This window comes from Mesobacillus jeotgali (genome assembly GCF_900166585.1).
Lineage (GTDB): Bacteria > Bacillota > Bacilli > Bacillales > Cytobacillaceae > Mesobacillus > Mesobacillus jeotgali_A.
In genome coordinates, this window is the sequence record NZ_FVZC01000009.1 from 1,851,936 (window position 1) to 1,870,754 (window position 18,819).

Genomic DNA, 18,819 nt, shown 5'->3' on the forward strand with positions numbered 1-18,819 from the left:
TATGATAAATAAATCTAAAATCGCTTGAAACCCTGTAAAATAAGGGTTTGTAAGCTACAACGCTAATTCTGTTAAAAGATTATCATAATGTTTTCCTCTTATCAAGATAATTTCAAGAAATAATGGGAATCTTTTCTTCTTTGAAACATAATTGTAATATCTTAACCCTTTTTTCTTACCCTTAGCGGTCTGTAATAAACATGCAATAATAAATTTTATATCTTTCTACCCTGTTTTGAGCTTACTTTTCAGGGCATCTTTTCTCATATAGCAAAAAAATAAATTATATTAGAAGACTATTTTCATATTGACAATTAAAAAGGAGCTAGTTTAGGAATAAAACAAAAAGACTCCCAAAAAGGAGTCCAATTAAAGTATGATTGCGATTAATCCACCAGAACCTTCATTGATGATTCTTTCCAGTGTCTCTTTTAATTTATATCTAGCATTTTCAGGCATTAAGCTCAATTTAGCAGAGATGCCTTCTCTAACGATGGAGCTTAGGCTTCTTCCAAAGATATCCGAATTCCAGATTGAAAGCGGATCATCCTCGAAATCCTGCATCAGATAGCGGACGAGTTCTTCGCTTTGTTTCTCAGTACCGATAATTGGCGAGAATTCAGACTCTACATCCACCTTAATCATATGAATGGAAGGAGCCACCGCTCTTAAGCGAACACCGAAACGTGAACCCTGCCGGATGATTTCAGGCTCTTCCAGGCTCATGTCCGTCAGTGAAGGGGAAGCAATTCCATATCCTGTCTGCTTAACCATTTTGAGAGCATCCGAAATCTGGTCGAATTCTGTTTTTGCGTAAGCGAATTCCTGCATCAGCTCCAGCAAGTGGTCCTTGCCCCGGATTTCAACTCCGACGATTTCCTTTAGAATTTCATCGTAAAGGTCATCTGGAGCATAAAGATCAATTTCAGCTACCCCCTGGCCCATTTCAATGCCCGCAAGGCCCGCACGGTCAATGAATTCAAACTCGCTGAATTGGTGTACCACCCTGTCGACATCACGAAGCCTCTTGATGTCCTTTACTGTGTCTTTGACAGCCTCCTGGTAACTCTCACGCAGCCAGTGGTTTTCCCGAAGTACCATCACCCAGCTTGGCAGGTTGACGTTCACTTCAAGCACAGGGAATTCATACAGGGCTTCCCTCATGACACTTAGAACATCTGATTCGCGCATGCTTTCAACACTCATCGCCAGTACAGGGATATCATATTTGTCCGCTAATTGGGCACGCAAAGTTTCTGTATTGGGATGGTAAGGCTGTGCACTGTTCACAACCATGATAAACGGTTTGCCAACTTCCTTGAGTTCTTCAATTACTCTTTCTTCTGCTTCAATGTAATCCTGCCGCGGGATTTCCCCAATTGTCCCATCCGTGGTAATGACGACACCAAGTGTAGAGTGTTCCTGAATGACCTTCCTTGTTCCAATTTCAGCTGCCTCATGGAAAGGGATTGGTTCTTCATACCAAGGTGTATTGATCATTCTTGGCCCATTCTCGTCCTCGTAACCTTTCGCTCCTGGAACTGTATAACCCACACAATCCACGAGCCTGATATTTACATCCAGCCCATCATCCACATGTACAGATGCTGCCTGGTTAGGCACGAATTTAGGTTCAGTTGTCATAATTGTTTTACCTGCTGCACTTTGCGGCAGCTCATCAAGCGCACGGGCTCTATCAGCCTCATTATTGATATTAGGTAAAACCACCAGCTCCATAAATTTTTTGATAAAAGTGGATTTTCCAGTGCGTACCGCACCTACAACCCCCAGGTAAATATCGCCGCCAGTCCTCTCGGCAATATCCTTAAAAATATCTACCTTTTCCAAGTGATCCCCTCCCGATCATAGAGTTAGTGGGAATAAATTCATCCAAATTTGTAATCTGGGACAATATATATTTATGACGTTGTCCTATATTGATATGACAGTTTTTTATTTTTTTACCCCCTTAATTTTGATTTACAAAGGCAACTATTGATTTCTCCTTCAAGAAACTCAAAAAACAGCCAGAGAAAGAGATTGCCTTAATTCCCATTTATGAGAACAATTGATATCTTTTTAACGAAAAAAAACCCTGCTTCTACAATATATTTTGCAGAAGCAGGGTTATGACTACTTTGTAAGAAAAGCGGAAGCGCCTTGGTACGTTATTTACTTCATTGGCAGAGTCGAAATTTCTCGTAAGTTAGAGGCCGCAGCTAGACAAGCGACTCGAGAGCTAGGCGCTGCAGCAGGACATTATTAAAAATAATTAATCCTCTTCACTTTGTAAAAAGACAGGTTCTTTGGTCTCTTTATTAATGGTATAAGGTAAAGAATACGCCGGAACGAACATGGAGTTCTCCACTAGGATATCCCGGATATCCTCACCTTCATTGAGTTCTCTTTCTGTTGATTTAACAGCCTGGTAGAGATCACTGCGGTAATCCACATAGATTTCACCAGCTGTCGAAATAACAAAATGCAGGTTCTGGTTTGTGAACGGGCTTACAACGACTGGTTCCTCTTTATAGCCAATCTTTTTAAAATCGAGTGTATACACATTTGCAGCTATTTGTTCCTTGAAGGGAGGATACCCATTGGCCTTAATCCTCATTTTGATTTCACGGATTGTATCTGCCATTCTCAAATCAATAAGTTTTACGGTCGGATTTGTTTCGGCATCCACCAGGACATACTGAAACAGACCGCCGCTTTCAAAAGCGTTCCCTGGCGGCTCGGCGATAAACTTTGGAACAATCTTCTTAAACTCGATTGGATACTTTTGATATATTGGCGTTTCTGCATCTCTTGTTTTGATTGGCAGCAATCCGGTATTGGCTTCCTTATACTGATCAACAGCAGACTGTACACTGTCAATCTGATCCTTATAAGGAACCTGGTTCTGCACTAATTTTTCTTCCGGATACATACAGCCAGTCAAAGTAAGCAGTATAATGATGACCGGCAGATAAAATCGGCTTTTGTTCATTGATCCCAACCCTTTAATTCTATGTATTTTATTCGCTCGTCGGGCCGCTGAAAACTACAAAAAAGATAATCAGGCCTGCCAGGATCATTAGGATATATGCAATGATGGCCGTGGCAATTTTGAAAAATCCTTTTAACTTATAACGGCTTAGATAAATTGCTACCAGGGACAAAATCATACTGCCCATGCCAACAAAAGAAATATACATCTTCAATAATGCGGGTGACAAACTGAACCCCTCCCTTTTCCGAAAGTATTATATCACAATCTGCAAATTCTGTTGCAAATTTATCTCAGTGCTTCCCCGTATACACAAAAAAAAGCTGAAGTAAAGAAGGGGCGGACAACTTTACTTCAGCCTACATTGACTAAATACCCTATCACCCAGTTCAAACCACCAGTTTGCTTCGTTGCATCTTATGCAGACATCACTCGAATCGCATCCTCGAATGCCTATATTCCCAGCAATTTTCCTAAGAAAATTTTCATTTCCTTAGTTTCGTCCTCCGAGAATGTCAGCCAAATCTTCCATCTCATGGGTTTTTTCACGGGACATCAGTCCGTCAACCGCATCCTTTGGGTTAACACCGTTGAATAAAACATTATACAACGCATTGGTAATTGGCATCTTGACTTCATATTTTTGTGCAAGCTGATACGCTGCTTTGGTCGTCCGAACTCCTTCAACAACCATTCCCATATTCTCAAGAACCTCATCAAGGTTCTGTCCTTTGCCAAGCATGTTGCCAGCACGCCAGTTTCGGGAATGGACGCTAGTACAGGTAACAATTAAATCCCCGATCCCCGTAAGTCCTGAAAAAGTCAGAGGGCTGGCTCCCATTTTCACACCAAGTCGTGCTATTTCGGCAAGCCCCCTGGTTATCAGGGCGGCCTTAGCATTATCTCCATAGCCAAGCCCATCAGAAATGCCGGCAGCCAGGGCGATGATATTTTTAAGTGCGCCGCCAATCTCGACGCCAATTAAGTCCTGGTTAGTATAGACCCTGAAGTTATTATTAATGAACAAGTCCTGGACTTTTTCAGCATCATCCATATCTTTAGAAGAGACAGTGACTGTGGTTGGGTGACGCAAACTCACTTCTTCGGCATGGCTTGGACCAGACAGGACCACAACGCTTTCCAGAAGCTCAGCAGGCATTTCTTCTTCAATCATTTCGGAAATACGGAGCAGGGAATCAGGCTCAATCCCCTTGCTGACATGGACAATGACCCTAGGTTCAGCAGCCAGCTCTGTCATTTTCCTGATTACTTCGCGAATGGCTTTTGTTGGCACTGCCATAATCACCGTTTTTATTCCGTCCAATGCCTCTTGAAGTGAAGAATATCCTATGATGGTTGAAGGCAGCATAATTTCAGGAAGATATTTTTTGTTGGTATGGCTTTGATTGATTTCATCAATCTGTGCGGGATTATGCCCCCATAACCGAACCTCATGTCCATTGTCTGCAAGGACCATGGCCAAAGCTGTTCCCCAGCTTCCAGCACCTAGAACAGCAACTTTCTCTCTCTTCCTTTCCATTAAAACCACAACCTTTATATATTATTTTCTTTGTCTTGCAAAAATCTTGATCGGTGTCCCAGTAAAATCAAAGGCATCCCTGATCCGGTTTTCAAGGAAACGCTCATAAGAAAAATGAAGTAACTCAGGTTCATTAACAAAGACAACAAAAGTAGGCGGCTTTACAGAAACCTGCGTTGCATAATAAATCTTAAGCCTCTTCCCTTTGTCTGTAGGAGTTGGATTCATTGCTACAGCATCCATTATGACCTCATTAAGGATGTTGGTCTGCACTCTCATAGCATGGTTCTCACTTGCCATATCGATCATTGGCATTAATGTATGGATTCGCTTCTTTGTTTTTGCTGAAAGGAACACAATTGGAGCATAGCTTAAGAATTGGAAATGCGCACGGATTTTCTCCTCGAATTCCTTCATTGTCTTCTCATCTTTTTCAATTGCATCCCATTTGTTCACGACGATAATGACCGCACGTCCCGCTTCCTCTGCATATCCGGCGATGTGTTTATCCTGCTCAATGATGCCTTCCTCGGCATTAATGACGATAAGGACAACATCGGATCGTTCGATCGCTCTTAAAGCCCTCAAAACACTATACTTTTCGGTCGTTTCATATACTTTTCCCTTTTTTCGCATCCCGGCAGTATCGATAATGACATATTTTTGTCCGTCATAGGTGACTTGCGAATCGATTGCGTCGCGTGTCGTACCCGCAATATCACTGACAATGACACGGTCTTCACCGAGAATCGCGTTTACTAATGAAGATTTGCCTACGTTTGGCCTGCCGATAAGGGAAAACTTAATTGCATCTTTATCATACTCGTCTTCCTTGGCCTTTGGAAAATGTTTTGCCGCTTCATCCAGCAGATCTCCAAGTCCAAGTCCATGGGAACCGGAAATCGGGAAAGGTTCCCCAAATCCCAGGGCGTAAAAGTCGTAAATCATGTCCCTCATTTCAGGATTGTCGATTTTATTGACTGCGAGGACAACAGGTTTGTTCGAGCGATAAAGAATCTTCGCCACTTCTTCGTCAGCAGAAGTGACACCCTCTCTGCCGTTGACAAGGAAAATGATCACATCAGCCTCATCAATTGCTATTTCTGCCTGTTGGCGGATCTGATCTAAAAATGGCTCGTCCCCCAAATCAATTCCGCCAGTATCAATAATGTTAAAATCATGTGTCAGCCATTCAGCTGAACTGTATATACGATCCCTCGTTACTCCAGGAATATCTTCAACGATCGAAATACGTTCACCAACGATTCGATTAAAAATCGTAGACTTGCCGACATTCGGACGCCCAACGATAGCTACCACTGGTTTCGTCATGAACATCACCCTTTCAATATTCTATTCATGCAGGTCAATAACCTGGCCATAACAATGCCAAACTCAACATCTATAGTTTTCATCATTAATTTAATGCCATCCTTATTGTTTGATTAAATAGATGACATTTATAAAATAAACCCTTCTTGTTAAACAGAAGGGTCTGGCTTAATCAGTTTATCAAAAGATGCCGTAAACAGGCAATGAAAACATTTCTTGTCAATGTTTCACAATAATATACAGATCCTCAGTCAGCAAATGGGCGATTCCATCGAGGATCGCTTCCAGGTTTGCTGCAACCCGCTCCATTTCTTCCTTTGAATCGCAGTGGAAAACGGCTGTTCCTGAAGGGATTTTTTTGGGATTGGTCGTGATGGCAGCAAGGACAAATTTCTCTAGCATCATTGGACACCACTCCCTTCATTTTTCTTTTTCTCAGAAGGCATCCTGATTGCGTTCTCCAATGTCGGCACATCACCGATTACGGTTATCGCCCTTTCAATATCCCGTTCCTGAGGCAGAACAAATACTCCAACTCTCCCATCGTCCAGATCTCTCTTTGCAAGCGGTACGAGTGCCGGCGTCCCGGAATCCCTGTAAACACCCAGCGCGGTTGACAAGTCGTGCAGCACCGCCTGCCGCTGGCCAAGGTTGGCTATTGTGGAACGTGCATTCATGTTCTTGGGTTTTAAAATAAAACCCATTCCATACCGGAGTACTTCTTTCTGTCTTTCCGGGAGACCGATGTTCATAATATAGATATTATCCACATACAGTCCTGCTCCATCAAACCTGGGCTCGATATATTCAATATCAACAATATCCTTCAATTTGCCTCCTGCCATTAACATTTTAGAAACCAGCATCGCCAATATAGCAGCAATCAACCCAACCCATATATTAAAAATCAGATAGGCCAGTGTGCTGACAAGTGAGGTAAGGATCACCAGGTAATTACGGCTTTCAAATGCAATTGCAATGCCCTCGATATACGTTTTCCCTCGCGAGACAAGTTCATAGCTGTCAAGTTCAGTTAGTGTATTTCTCTCCATGTTCCTGACTTCCCTGAATTGTGATGCGGCAAGGGTCAAGAAGGTGATCGCTGTGAATTCCTCTTCCATGATTGCAGGCCCGGCAACCGTCCCAAGTCCTGCAGCGATGAACCCTAAAGCTAAGTGAATGATTTTCCCATGCAGATATGTAGGATATTGACGATAATCGGTCCGCAGCATCAGAAGCCTGGATAATGTTCCGATCGCAATTCCAAAAACAATTGGTAATGTGTATTCATTCATGAAGTCTTCTGTTCCTCCCCTTCCGCTTCATTTAATGTGCTTTTGGACATGACAGCTATGATTGATTCAACAGCAGACCAGGCGATCAGCATTCCCATAGAAATGAATGTAATGTCCATAAAGGTCATGGAGGCAACGGCATATGGAAAATTAAATTGCGATAAAACAACGGAAAATAAAATGTCACCCTGCAAAAAACCTGTTATCAACGACAACATGCGGTTATGATAATCTTTGTGAAGCAAGATCGCTAAATAAAAACCGGCAGCCCCCAGCATAATTTTCCGGTCAAACAATACCCAGACCGGGTCAAATAATTCGAACATCAGAAAACTTGTATAAGCAAGCATAACGATGAATGATGTTAAAAATAAATACAGGAATGAACCAGTCCTTTTTTTCCTTGTTTCTGAGAAAATGAAAAAGGCAATTGCAAAAACAGATAAGTGACACTCGAAAAACAGTAAATCAACGGTGTAAGGTGCAGCAAAAATGACAGCCAACAGACAAACAGCCCATCTTGACCTGTTAGGATCGTTTTTATCCATTATGAAGGTTAACCAGATCCACCCAATCCAGGCCAGCCAGTAAAAGTATAGCCCTTCCATTCTACCCCTCCTATCATTTCCATTATGGTAATCTGTTATGTAATTTAATCTTTTTTGTATAAGATTTTTTACCTGTTCCATGTTAAGAAAAGCAGTATGTTTTTTGCAGAAGAAAAATGGAGTAATCATTGATGTCATGTAAAAGATTATGGGTTTAACGAATGCAAGTATTATTCACTGCAGTAACCCTTAAAAGAGGAGGTGTAAGAATGGGCAAAGATAGACAGGAGAAGAAATTGAAAAATAGCGGACGAGTGGAGTCTGACCGCGACCAGGCGTTGCACTATCCTGGTGCCACAAAATTGCAAAGTCCTGAAGAAGCTCGATCTTTAAATGACGGCAAGTATAGCTAAATTATTATAAAACCTTTGGTTTATACGCTATCGCTTTAATAACAGAAAAGACTCCCCGCCAAAAGCTGGGAGTCTTCTATTTCACTTTAGATATTTCTTCTTTTAGCAAATGCTCGTGTGTCAATGCCTCTTTGATCAAGCCAGTGATGCGTATTACCTGAAATGACAAAAGGAACTTTATGGAGTTCTTCGATTGTATGTACACCTAATGCAGTCATGATAATGGCCATCTCATCTTTTAGTAATTCAATTTCCTTGATCAGGCCCTCTGTTCCATGCTCCATCAAGATTTTCAGCAAAGTTCCTGCCATTGCCGTTGCATTGGCACCTGCCGCAATTCCTTTAACGATATCAAAGCTTGTCTGTATTCCTCCAGAAGAAATAACGAATAGGCTTGGAACAGCAGATTTTGCTTCAATGACAGATGCTGCAGTAGGGATTCCCCAGTCCTCGAAGAAAGTGAGCAATCGGTCCCTCCGCTTATTTTCAATCTCTGCAAAATTGGTCCCGCCAAAACCGCCTACATCTACGTAACGAATTCCATGTTCATACAACCTGGCTGCAGTCTCTGCGCCTATGCCAAACCCGACCTCTTTGACGATTACAGGAATGTCTACAGCTTGATTAATTTCTGCGATTCTCATTAGTGCACCGCTGAAGTTTCTGTCTCCTTCAGGCATTGTCAATTCCTGTACTACATTTAGATGTATTTGCAGACCATCGGCTTTTAACATTTCTATTGCAGCTTCAGCCTGCTCGATTGTGGCTTCACTGCCTAAATTAGCAAGAATGATTCCATCCGGATTCATTTTCCTGACAATTTCATATGTCCTTCGCTCTTCTGGGTCCTTCAACGCTGCCATTTGCGAACCCACAGCAATTGCTGCTCCGGTCTCTCTTGCAGCAACAGCCAGTTCCCGGTTGATTCTTAAAGTTCGCTCCCCGCCGCCGCCTGTCATTGCATTTATAAAAATTGGCGAACTTAAAGAAAGTTCGCCAATTTTAGTCTGCAATTTTACTGAACCCAAATCAGATCCAGGCATGCTCTGGTTTACAAACTTAATATCGTCAAATCCGGTTAGCCGCTTCTGGCCAGTTTCGAGGGCATATTGAATATGGTCCCATTTCCGTTTTGATCTTGACACAATCTATCACCATTACTGTTTAAGATTCTTAAGCTTGTCTCCAATCATATCACCCAGGCTGAAACCTTTTGTTTCTTCAGGAAGTTCATAGTCAAAAGCTTCATTGCTTTCTCTCTCCTCGAACTCCTTCATGCTAAGTGATAGTCTCTGGTCTTCTTTATTAACATCAAGTACCTTCACCTTTACATTCTGCCCTTCCTGAAGGACTTCATGCGGTGTACCGATATGTTTGTGCGAAATCTGCGATATATGCACCAGACCTTCTACTCCCGGGAATACTTCGACGAATGCACCGTATGATACTAAACGTTTTACAGTACCTTCAAGTGTGCTGCCTTTAGGAGCCTTTTCATCAATATCCGCCCATGGTCCAGGAAGTGTTTCTTTGATTGAAAGGGAGATACGCTCATTGTCACGATCCACGCTCAAAACTTTAACCTGGACCTTCTGCCCTTCCTCGACAACATCAGATGGTCTTTCTACATGCTCGTGGGATAGCTGTGATATATGCACAAGGCCATCTACCCCGCCAATATCAACGAACGCCCCAAAGTCAGTAATCCTTTGAACTGTGCCTTCAATTACCTGCCCTGACTGAATTGAAGCTAGCAAGTCCTGTTTTTTCTTTCCTTGCTCTTCTTCTACGACAGCACGATGTGAAAGAATCAGACGGTTTTTCTCCTTATCCAGCTCCACGATTTTGAAGCTGAGCGTTCTGCCTTTGTAGTCAGAGAAATCCTCAACAAAGTGTGATTCTACCAATGATGCTGGAACGAAGCCGCGTACACCAAGATCTACAACCAGCCCGCCCTTTACGACATCTTTCACTTCCGCCTCGAAAACTTCTCCGCTTTCAAACTTGCCCTTTAGCTCTTCCCATGCTTTTTCGGCATCTACTTTTCTTTTTGAAAGGATTAACGCTTCCTCTTCAACCTTTTGCACTTCCAGTTCTAGTTCATCACCGACCGAAACTGCATCTTCTGCTTTTTCAACATGAAGGCTTGACAGTTCGCTGATTGGAATGATTCCATCAAGTTTGCTACCTTCGATATCTACTAAAACTTGCTTTTCTTCCACCTTGGTTACCTGGCCTTTTACACGATCGCCAGCCTCAAAATTTTTTACTTCGACTTGGTTCATATCTTCTGACATATGTACTCCTCCTTAATCCATGACTGCTGCAAAATATATGCTTTGTGGCAGAAAGCCACTTAAAAAACACCATAATTTAGCCACTAAGTGAAAATTCTAAAAATATCTCTTCTTATAAACTTCTTACAAACAGACATTTTTGTCAAGCAAGAAACATTACTTATATTTTGTAATCAGTTTCTGTATTTCACCCATGATCAAGTCAGTTGTCTGTTCTGCATTTAACTTATTTTCTTTAATCGATTCCATATCAATCGGCTCTCCATATACCACCTTCAATGTCTTGAATGCTTTGTATGGACCTATGATCGCACAAGGAACAACATAGGCATTGGATCGAAGAGCAAAGAACCCTGCTCCTGCAAGACCTTTACCCATTTCCCCTGTCTTGCTTCTTGTTCCCTCTGGAAACAGACCTAAAACCTTTCCATCCTTTAAAATTCCTAGACCTTTTCGTAATGCTTCCCTGTCGCTCATTCCCCTCTTTACAGGAAAGGCATTTAAGTGCGGAACAATTTTCCCAAGTACAGGAACAGAGAATAGTTCCTCTTTTGCCATGAAATGGACAGGGCGGGGAGCGGTAATGCCCACAACTGGCGGATCAAGATTGTCGATGTGGTTGGAACATAACAATACACCGCCATCTGCTGGGATATTCTCCCTGCCAATTACCTCGATTCGATATACTGGTTTTAAGACTGCATTCACTAAAGATCTTGCAAACGAATAAACCGTCACTTTCATCCGATCCTTTCAAGCGCCAATTCCATTATTTTTTCGACAACATCTGAAATCGAGAGCGATGTTGTATCTATTTCTACTGCATCTTCTGCCTTTTTCAATGGAGCAACTTCACGTTCCGAATCGATTTTGTCACGTGCCGCTATTTCTTCTTTCAGCTTTTCAAGGTCTGAAGGGAAGCCCTTCTGAATATTTTCGGCATGTCTGCGCTGCGCCCTCTCCTCTACACTGGCAAGCAAGAAGATTTTTACCTCTGCATTTGGCAGTACATGGGTGCCGATATCCCTTCCGTCCATTACTACCCCGCCATCTTTTGCAAACTCCTGTTGGCGCTTGACCATTTCTTTCCTGACAAGTTCGTGGACGGCTACATAAGAAACCTGGTTGGTGACCTCAGCGGTTCTTATGTCATTGGTAACCTCGACTCCATCAAGCAAAACTTTTTGGCCTTTTTCTCCGGGTTGAAGTTCTATGGATGTCTCATTTAGAATATCAATCAATTCGGCTTCGTTATCCAGACTCGCACCTTTATTTAAAGCCTTGTATGTGAGCGCCCTGTACATTGCACCTGTATCGATGTAAACATAAGTAAGTTTTTCAGCCACTATTTTAGCGACCGTACTTTTACCTGCTGCTGCAGGGCCATCTATGGCAATTGAAATTCGTGTATTCATATTTCCTCCTGGTATTCCTTGTTGTTCAATTATAATCTCTTATATTTTAACACAAAAATCGTATAATCCTCGTCCATCATGACTCTTTTTTAAGGCACTTTTAAAAACTTATTCTGACTTATGTGCCATAAACACATAAAAATAAGCAGGCTGCTCACCTGCTTATTCTTTGCCTTGGATAGACCTCAGGACTTCTGAATGGTTATTGTCTGTTACACCCTCGTATTGGGTGATTTGTTTTAGTTCAGGGAAAGCATCGAGCCTATGGAAAAATATCTGTGCAATGACGAGAAAGATCAATTGAATGATAGCGATTTTAATTAAAATTCTTTCAAATGTTTTCATCTTTATTTGCTCCTATATAAAAACTTATATTCTAGTATTGGAGCAAACGGGTGTATTTATTCCATATTAAACCGGCAGTCCTTTTTTCTTCATTTCGAGCTGTCTTTCAAAACAGAATCTTAGGAGCATTTGCCTATCAGTGCCAGAGGAGTCAAAAAATTGGACAGAGGCCTTGTTCATATGGGTTTGGCCTTCAATAATCCGGACAACCTTTCCTAGGAACTTCCGGTACTCATATTCTCCATTTTGCATCGGAAGGACAAACCAGCACTCCACTTCCATATTCTGCTTCAAGTTGCTTTTTTTGTCGATTAAAAGCGCTGCTCCTCCCGCACTGATATCATCGGTAACGGTTGTAAAAGGAGCAAATTCACCTTTTGCAGAATGTACGGCTACATCAACTGAAGTTTCCACCCGAACGTATTGCCTTCTTTGGATCTTGATGAGATGGTCCTTTCCCGGATAAGAGAGAATCACCATTGGGATGTTAAGTTTGATCCTGCCTTTGACTTCAGTTGTAAAGGAATAATGTGAACCTGATTCAGTAACAAAATTGGCTTTCAATGGCGTACCTTCAAGCAGGAATACTGTTCTGTTCGTTTTCAAATTTACAGGATAATCAATGTACAGGTCATTTCCTTTGCGTTCAACAAGCTTACATTTATATTGCTCAAAACTGTCGGAATACTTATGTTCAAGGATTATGTTGTCACCGATTTTTATCATAGCTAATCCACTTCCCCACATTCTGTCTGGCTGTTATTTATTTACGATTTTTCAAGAAATAATTTCCTCGTATTAACGTCATTTCAGATCATAATTCTCCAAACGAAAAGAGCCAGATCCCAGTTGGATTATCGACTCATTAAGCAGCAATCTTTAGAGAAACAGCCATTGTTCCAAGTATATCTTTTATATTTATTATGACATGCCAGGTTAAGATGGTGCAATAGTCCTTTATTGGATTATTTTTACATAAGGAAGAATAACAAAAAAGGGAAAGCACTTCGCTTTCCCTAGACCACGTCCTCATACACTGGTTCTGCATTATGAAGTTTCTCTACTTTTTCTTCCGAACCATCTTCTGCGTTAATGTAGATCCTGAATGTATCATTTCCGAGTGTTCCAGTGAATTCATAGCACAATACTTCTTCGTTGAGATCGTTCAGGATGATTGCCTTTTTTTCATCCATAATTTTAAGATTTGGATTGACCTTCTTTTTCGCTTCTTCATTTGTGATCCCAGGTTGTGGAATTTCCCTGGTTTTATGGGATTTTAAATAATCCTCCGCAGAAAAGCCAATGACATCGCCGTTATCCAATGCTACCTTCATATTGATTGAGTCAGGATAGATTCTTACATCGTCCTGTGTACCAACGAAGGTGAAAACACCAATATTATCATACTGAGCACTTTCAAAAAGATCGAGGTTTTGAAAGTTGTGCTCCTTTAGAAATGCGACTGCTTTGTTAGAAGCATCATTCAAACCTAATGTGGTTTTTTTCACATCACGATTGAGCAGGAACCAGATTGGATATCCGCCTTTTTTAGTAATATCCATATTTGCCTCAAGCCTTGTCTTTCTATTTTCAATAGAGATGCTGTAAAACCCATAATCCGAACCTTTTCCATTTTCGGTAACCTTCACTTCACCTGCATTTCCTACAGGAGCATATTTCCTGGTGATCTTTACGGCTTCTTCTTTGGAAATTTTCTTACCCGGAAGCTTTTTAAAGTTTTCATCTTTTTTCTGAAGATTAATCTGTGCTGGGCCAAAATCAGTTTCCGAGTACCCCTCTACTGTCTTTTCGACTGTCTTGAATCCATCGATGATTGTATTATCGTTCTGTCCTTTTTCAGTAGCAAGGGCAAGCTCTACATCCATCCAGCGAAGATTATTTTCCAGGACCATGTGCTGCACTTCCCTCAAGTCCTGTTGAATTTCACCTGACTGTTCGTATAGAGTCTTTAAGGTTGCATATTCTTTATCTGTTAATGGTTCTTTGTCGAGGTCACGCACTGCTGTTTTATAACTGAAGTTCCCTATATTCGCTAAGAACTCTTCGGTTTTGTTGAATGGCAAAAGTGTTAACGGAAGCTGTCCAACGTCCGTATGTGCCTGCGAAGTGATTTTCCAGACTTCTGCCAGCTGAGGCGACAAGGAACTTCTCGAATTCATTGCAAGTGTTGTGCCAATTTTATCGTTCAATATGTCGATTTGATACGTTAAATCATGGAATGCTCTCTGATAATTATTTTCAGCATTTATCAGCACCGCTGTTTTTTCTCTATGCTCCTGATAACCCCAATACGCCGTTCCGGCAATACCAATGACAAGGATTGCAATGGCTATTCCTCTTAGCAATTCAACTCACCCCTATTTACAAAAAATATGTTTTCCAATCTTCTTGATTTGCGGGCGGCCCCATATCCAGGCACTGGTCGCAGTATCGGGATTGAAATAATACAAAGCATTTCCGGTTGGGTCCCATCCATTGATCGCATCAAGGACAGCTTTTTTTGCAGTCTCATTTGGCGTCAGCCAGATCTGTCCGTCAGCCACAGCGGTAAATGCCCGCGGTTCAAAAATGACACCCGAAATCGTATTCGGAAATGTTGCACTGTCCAAACGATTCAAAATGACAGCAGCTACCGCAACCTGCCCTGTATATGGTTCGCCTCTCGCTTCCCCATAGACCGCATTAGCCATGAGCTGTATATCATTCTGTGAAAATCCGTTCGGTGTGTTAGTTGCTGCTGCCGTCTTGGGTGGTGCCTGTCCGCCTCCTCCGCCAGTTTTACCTCCGCCTGCAGATTCGCCACCCCAGGCGATTTTGGCATTAGGTGTCGCATTCGCGAGCTTTATCTTTGTCTGCCATCCGGCAATTCCATCGACCTTCATACCAAACTCATATTGGAAATTCCGAAGAGCCCAATAGGTTCCCCATCCAAAAACTCCGTCGATTTTGCCATTATAAAAACCAATATGCTTAAGTCGTGATTGTAGTTCAATCACATCCTCTCCTACTGCTCCCTGCTGCAGCACCTGGCTCGTAAACGCTTCTGCCCGCTGATCGACTTCACTAAATTGCACTAACGTCATGATTAAAGCCATCGCGGCCATCACCTTCAAGATAGACCGATATTTCTTCATTGATTGCCAACCCCCAAAGATGTGAACTAAAAAGATTACTCCTATTTTTTGTTAAGAGATGACTTTTATTCCACAAAACAAAAAAACCCTCCATTTTTTATAAAAGAAGAGTTTTTCAGATAGTATATTGCTTATCTATGTGCTGAAGTGTCAGCACCCGGGCTTTCTTAACTTTTCTCAAGCCAAGCCACCAGAGGAATATCATGAAGGGAACCATGAGCACCATCCAGTCCTCCCGTGTCATAAGGATGAAATCATAAACCCCATGAAGTAAGACTGGCACTGATAATGACATTAGGATCCATTTTTTCTGCAACCTTGATGAAAATTTTGCCTTTCCTATATAATAACCCATTATGACCCCAAAGAGGGCATGGCTGGAAACTGGCAAAAGCGCCCTGCCAATTGCATCCTGGAGACCATTTGCCAACAGGTAAAAAATATTTTCCGCTGAAGCAAAACCAAGTGAGACAGAAGCACTATAAATGATTCCGTCATAAGGTTCATCAAAAGAAATATGCTGAAAAATCGTATAATAAAGGATAAACCACTTGAAGAATTCTTCTAAAAGACCCACTGTACCGAACGCTTTGGAAAAATCACCCTGGAAAAGTCCTTCGGCAGCCAGTACATATTGGATAAACATAAGCGGAAATACAAGCAATGCTCCGAATATAAACATTTTAAACACCAAAGATAGCGGTTCTGACTCATATTGATCCTTCAAATAAAAATAGCTTAACAGCGCCAGACCCGGAGCTACCCCGGCAGTAACTATTCCCAGCATATGCTGTCCTCTTTTCAATTTGTTTTTTTAATCGTATCATGTAATTAGAAGAAAGAAAATGGATTATTATTCTTTCTCATTGGTCTTTTCGGAGGTAATAGTTTTGAAGAAGAATATATTATTGATCCATACTGGCGGAACCATTTCCATGAGTGAGGATACAAGCGGCGCAGTTAAACCAGGAATGAACAATCCCTTGACACAAGGAACAGAGCTATTTTCAAATATAGCGGATCTTGTGGTCGAAGAACCTTTCAATTTGCCATCACCACACATCACACCTAAAGAGATGATGAAGTTAAAATTCATCCTGGAGGAATATGACCAAAAAGGGAATATCGATGGGGCAGTGATCACTCATGGTACAGATACCCTTGAAGAAACGGCATACTTTTTGGATCTGACTTGCCGGACAAGCTTTCCAATCGTCGTGACTGGCGCAATGAGGTCTAGCAATGAAATCGGTTCTGATGGACTCTACAACCTTATATCATCAATAAGGGTGGCATCGAGTTCAGAGGCGAAGGGACAAGGTGTGCTTGTCGTACTAAATGATGAAATCCACACGGCCGTCAACGTTACCAAAACACATACGAGCAATATTTCAACGTTTCAGAGTCCGCAATACGGACCTATTGGCATTGTGACAAAGAGGGGCGTCCTTTTTCACCACACTCCTACTAAGCATGAAAATTACCCTGTAGAAGATATCAGCAAGAAGGTGTTCCTGATAAAGGCCCATGCAGGGATGGATTCATCGCTCTTTAACGCCATTCTCGGCCTCGAAGTAGATGGCATAGTAGTCGAGGCACTTGGCCAGGGTAATCTTCCCCCTGCTGCACTTGATGGGGTTCAAAAGTTTATTAAAAACAAGATACCAGTAGTCATTGTTTCAAGAAGCTTTGCCGGAATTGTCCAGGACGTATACGGATATGAAGGCGGAGGAAAGCACCTTAAAGAATTGGGCGTCATTTTTTCAAACGGTCTCAACGGCCAAAAGGCGCGGATTAAACTGCTTGTGGCTCTTGCAAAAACAGATAAAATGGACGAACTTAAAGAAATGTTCATGTTTTAACAAGATAATATATGAAAAAGCGGTGCCTTGTATGTATTCAGGCACCGCTTTGTCTGTAATTAAATTAAGAGCTTGAGTAAATAGCGGCATAAGATGCCTTCCTGGGGTGTGAATTCACATCTGGGTGTTTTTCCACCGTAAAAGCACTTATGCAACGGGCCCAGGTAATATAAGCGTGTGTTTAGTCCTTGAACGCTCCCTTATATGATGGAACAGCCGGCATAAGGGGCCGTTTAGACCTTAAAGGCACCCTTATATGATGGGAACAGCCGGCATAAGGGGCCGTTTAGACCTTAAAGGCACCCTTATATGATGGGAACAGCCGGCATAAGGGGCCGTTTAGACCTTAAAGGCACCCTTATATGATGGTACCGGACGACATAAGGGTCCGTTTAGACCTTAAAGGCACCCTTATATGATGGGAACAGCCGGCATAAGGGTGTGTTTAGCTCCTAAACGCACCTTTATATAATTGAAAAGGCTGCATAGTGATATTAAAAAAGGTGCTCCTGAAAAAAGCGGTGCCCTGTATCTATTCAGGCCCCGCTTTCTTTCAATCATTCCAACTTTATTATAAGAGCGTGTTAATCCCCTATTAAAGTCCTTTGTTTTTCTTTGAAATAGCTTCTGCAATCTGAGCACCATGGAATCGGCCGTTCTCAATGAAAATTTCGTTAGCGTTGTTCCCGGCTGCAATTACTCCTGCAATAAAAATACGTGGTACATTTGTTTCCATCGTTTCCGGGTCAAAATATGGCCGGCCAGTTTCAGAATCGATATCAACACCCATTTTTTTAAGGAACGCGTGGTCAGGCCTGTACCCGGTCATCGCAAATACATAATCATTCTTTAATTTCAGCGTTTCCCCTGCCTGTTCATAAACTACATAACCTTCTGTGATCTCTTTGACTTCTGCATTAAATAACATATTTACCGATCCAGCTCTGACTAGCGCTTCGAATTCTGGAAGGACCCATGGTTTGATGCTAGGTGAATACTCCGCACCCCGGTAAAGGACAGTCACTCTCGCCCCTGCTTTCTCCAATTCAATCGCTGCATCTACACTCGAGTTCTTTCCGCCAATCACCACGACATCCATATCAAAGAAAGGGTGCGCTTCTTTGAAATAGTGAGAAACCTTGGACAGCTCTTCACCTTGTATGCCCATGAAATTCGGATGGTCATAGTAACCAGTAGCGATAATAATATTTTCTGCGGTGTATTGCTGTTTATTTGTTGTTACCTTAAAGAATGAGTCATTTTGTTTTAAGACTTCAGTAACTTGTTCGTATTTATTGATCCTCAGCTTTTCGCGTTTGACCACTTCACGGTAATACACCAGTGCCTGGTTCCTTTTCGGTTTAAGGTTCTCGGTAATGAAGGGCACATCTCCAATAGCAAGCTTTTCACTGCTGCTGAAGAAAGTCTGATGAGTGGGATAATTATAAATCGCATTCACGATGTTCCCTTTTTCTATGATGAGCGGATTCAGTCCCTTTTTTTTCAAGGCAATAGCAGCAGCAAGACCGCATGGACCGCCCCCTACAATGATGACATCTTCATTATTCATTTATTAGAAAACACTCCTTATCAATCTATTTAAAGCACATGGATAGAAAAGCACA

General features: G+C 41.9%; 20 protein-coding genes. 2 read left to right on the forward strand and 18 right to left on the reverse strand.

Features of this window, described 5'->3' with window-relative positions; translation table 11 throughout:
- Positions 1–369: 369 nt before the first annotated feature.
- From spoIVA to B5X77_RS19425, 8 genes are all read right to left on the reverse strand, one after another.
- Positions 370–1,848 carry a stage IV sporulation protein A gene (gene spoIVA / locus B5X77_RS19390; RefSeq protein ID WP_079509562.1) on the reverse strand — a complete coding sequence of 493 codons (1,479 nt, stop codon included), beginning with the start codon at positions 1,846–1,848 and terminating at the stop codon, positions 370–372.
- Positions 1,849–2,272: 424 nt separating this feature from the next.
- On the reverse strand, positions 2,273–2,992 hold the full coding sequence (locus B5X77_RS19395) for a hypothetical protein (RefSeq protein WP_079509563.1): 720 nt from the start codon (positions 2,990–2,992) through the stop codon (positions 2,273–2,275).
- Positions 2,993–3,020: 28 nt separating this feature from the next.
- Positions 3,021–3,221, reverse strand: a complete 201-nt coding sequence (locus B5X77_RS19400) for a DUF2768 domain-containing protein (RefSeq protein ID WP_079509564.1) — start codon at positions 3,219–3,221, stop codon at positions 3,021–3,023.
- 264 nt (positions 3,222–3,485) lie between these two features.
- Positions 3,486–4,532 (reverse strand): NAD(P)H-dependent glycerol-3-phosphate dehydrogenase, encoded by a 1,047-nt coding sequence (locus B5X77_RS19405; RefSeq protein WP_079509565.1) that lies wholly within the window; start codon positions 4,530–4,532, stop codon positions 3,486–3,488.
- 21 nt (positions 4,533–4,553) lie between these two features.
- The gene (gene der, locus B5X77_RS19410) at positions 4,554–5,864 is read right to left on the reverse strand and encodes a ribosome biogenesis GTPase Der (RefSeq protein ID WP_079509566.1); all 1,311 of its coding nucleotides are present in this window, start codon (positions 5,862–5,864) and stop codon (positions 4,554–4,556) included.
- A 219-nt stretch (positions 5,865–6,083) separates the two neighbouring features.
- Positions 6,084–6,269 carry a capping complex subunit for YIEGIA gene (locus tag B5X77_RS19415; RefSeq protein WP_079509567.1) on the reverse strand — a complete coding sequence of 62 codons (186 nt, stop codon included), beginning with the start codon at positions 6,267–6,269 and terminating at the stop codon, positions 6,084–6,086.
- Positions 6,266–7,159 carry a YIEGIA family protein gene (locus tag B5X77_RS19420; protein ID WP_079509568.1) on the reverse strand — a complete coding sequence of 298 codons (894 nt, stop codon included), beginning with the start codon at positions 7,157–7,159 and terminating at the stop codon, positions 6,266–6,268. Before B5X77_RS19420 ends, B5X77_RS19415 begins: the two co-directional genes overlap by 4 nt.
- Complete coding sequence (locus B5X77_RS19425; RefSeq protein WP_079509569.1) at positions 7,156–7,767, reverse strand: YphA family membrane protein; 612 nt, start codon at positions 7,765–7,767, stop codon at positions 7,156–7,158. The genes B5X77_RS19420 and B5X77_RS19425 overlap by 4 nt, the downstream gene beginning before the upstream one ends.
- Positions 7,768–7,976: 209 nt before the next feature.
- Here B5X77_RS19425 and B5X77_RS19430 point away from each other — a divergent pair, with 209 nt between their 5' ends.
- Positions 7,977–8,120 carry a YpzI family protein gene (locus B5X77_RS19430; protein WP_079509570.1) on the forward strand — a complete coding sequence of 48 codons (144 nt, stop codon included), beginning with the start codon at positions 7,977–7,979 and terminating at the stop codon, positions 8,118–8,120.
- An 86-nt stretch (positions 8,121–8,206) separates the two neighbouring features.
- Here the strand turns inward: B5X77_RS19430 and fni are convergent, their stop codons facing one another.
- The 9 genes from fni to prsW all read right to left on the reverse strand — a co-directional run bounded on the left by fni (position 8,207) and on the right by prsW (position 16,119).
- The gene (gene fni, locus B5X77_RS19435; RefSeq protein ID WP_079509571.1) at positions 8,207–9,265 is read right to left on the reverse strand and encodes a type 2 isopentenyl-diphosphate Delta-isomerase; all 1,059 of its coding nucleotides are present in this window, start codon (positions 9,263–9,265) and stop codon (positions 8,207–8,209) included.
- A gap of 12 nt (positions 9,266–9,277) precedes the next feature.
- On the reverse strand, positions 9,278–10,417 hold the full coding sequence (gene rpsA / locus B5X77_RS19440; protein ID WP_079509572.1) for a 30S ribosomal protein S1: 1,140 nt from the start codon (positions 10,415–10,417) through the stop codon (positions 9,278–9,280).
- A 156-nt stretch (positions 10,418–10,573) separates the two neighbouring features.
- On the reverse strand, positions 10,574–11,155 hold the full coding sequence (locus B5X77_RS19445; RefSeq protein ID WP_079510314.1) for a lysophospholipid acyltransferase family protein: 582 nt from the start codon (positions 11,153–11,155) through the stop codon (positions 10,574–10,576).
- Positions 11,156–11,157: 2 nt separating this feature from the next.
- A complete protein-coding gene (gene cmk / locus B5X77_RS19450) occupies positions 11,158–11,832 on the reverse strand; it encodes a (d)CMP kinase (RefSeq protein ID WP_079509573.1) in 675 nt (224 codons plus the stop codon).
- Between the two features lie 162 nt (positions 11,833–11,994).
- Entirely contained in the window at positions 11,995–12,177 is a 183-nt protein-coding gene (locus B5X77_RS19455; RefSeq protein WP_079509574.1) for a YpfB family protein, read from the reverse strand.
- Between the two features lie 66 nt (positions 12,178–12,243).
- Positions 12,244–12,903 (reverse strand): flagellar brake protein, encoded by a 660-nt coding sequence (locus B5X77_RS19460; RefSeq protein ID WP_079509575.1) that lies wholly within the window; start codon positions 12,901–12,903, stop codon positions 12,244–12,246.
- Between the two features lie 290 nt (positions 12,904–13,193).
- Positions 13,194–14,543, reverse strand: a complete 1,350-nt coding sequence (gene ypeB / locus B5X77_RS19465) for a germination protein YpeB (protein WP_079509576.1) — start codon at positions 14,541–14,543, stop codon at positions 13,194–13,196.
- A 12-nt stretch (positions 14,544–14,555) separates the two neighbouring features.
- Positions 14,556–15,302, reverse strand: a complete 747-nt coding sequence (sleB, locus tag B5X77_RS19470) for a spore cortex-lytic enzyme (RefSeq protein ID WP_257391900.1) — start codon at positions 15,300–15,302, stop codon at positions 14,556–14,558.
- A 145-nt stretch (positions 15,303–15,447) separates the two neighbouring features.
- Positions 15,448–16,119 (reverse strand): glutamic-type intramembrane protease PrsW, encoded by a 672-nt coding sequence (prsW, locus tag B5X77_RS19475; RefSeq protein WP_079509578.1) that lies wholly within the window; start codon positions 16,117–16,119, stop codon positions 15,448–15,450.
- 103 nt (positions 16,120–16,222) lie between these two features.
- On the opposite strand from prsW, the gene B5X77_RS19480 reads away from it, so the two are divergent.
- Positions 16,223–17,194, forward strand: a complete 972-nt coding sequence (locus B5X77_RS19480) for an asparaginase (RefSeq protein WP_373887824.1) — start codon at positions 16,223–16,225, stop codon at positions 17,192–17,194.
- A gap of 595 nt (positions 17,195–17,789) precedes the next feature.
- Here the strand turns inward: B5X77_RS19480 and B5X77_RS19485 are convergent.
- Positions 17,790–18,764: a YpdA family putative bacillithiol disulfide reductase gene (locus tag B5X77_RS19485; RefSeq protein ID WP_079509580.1), complete on the reverse strand. Its 975-nt coding sequence runs from the start codon at positions 18,762–18,764 to the stop codon at positions 17,790–17,792.
- Between the last annotated feature and the right edge of the window lie 55 nt (positions 18,765–18,819).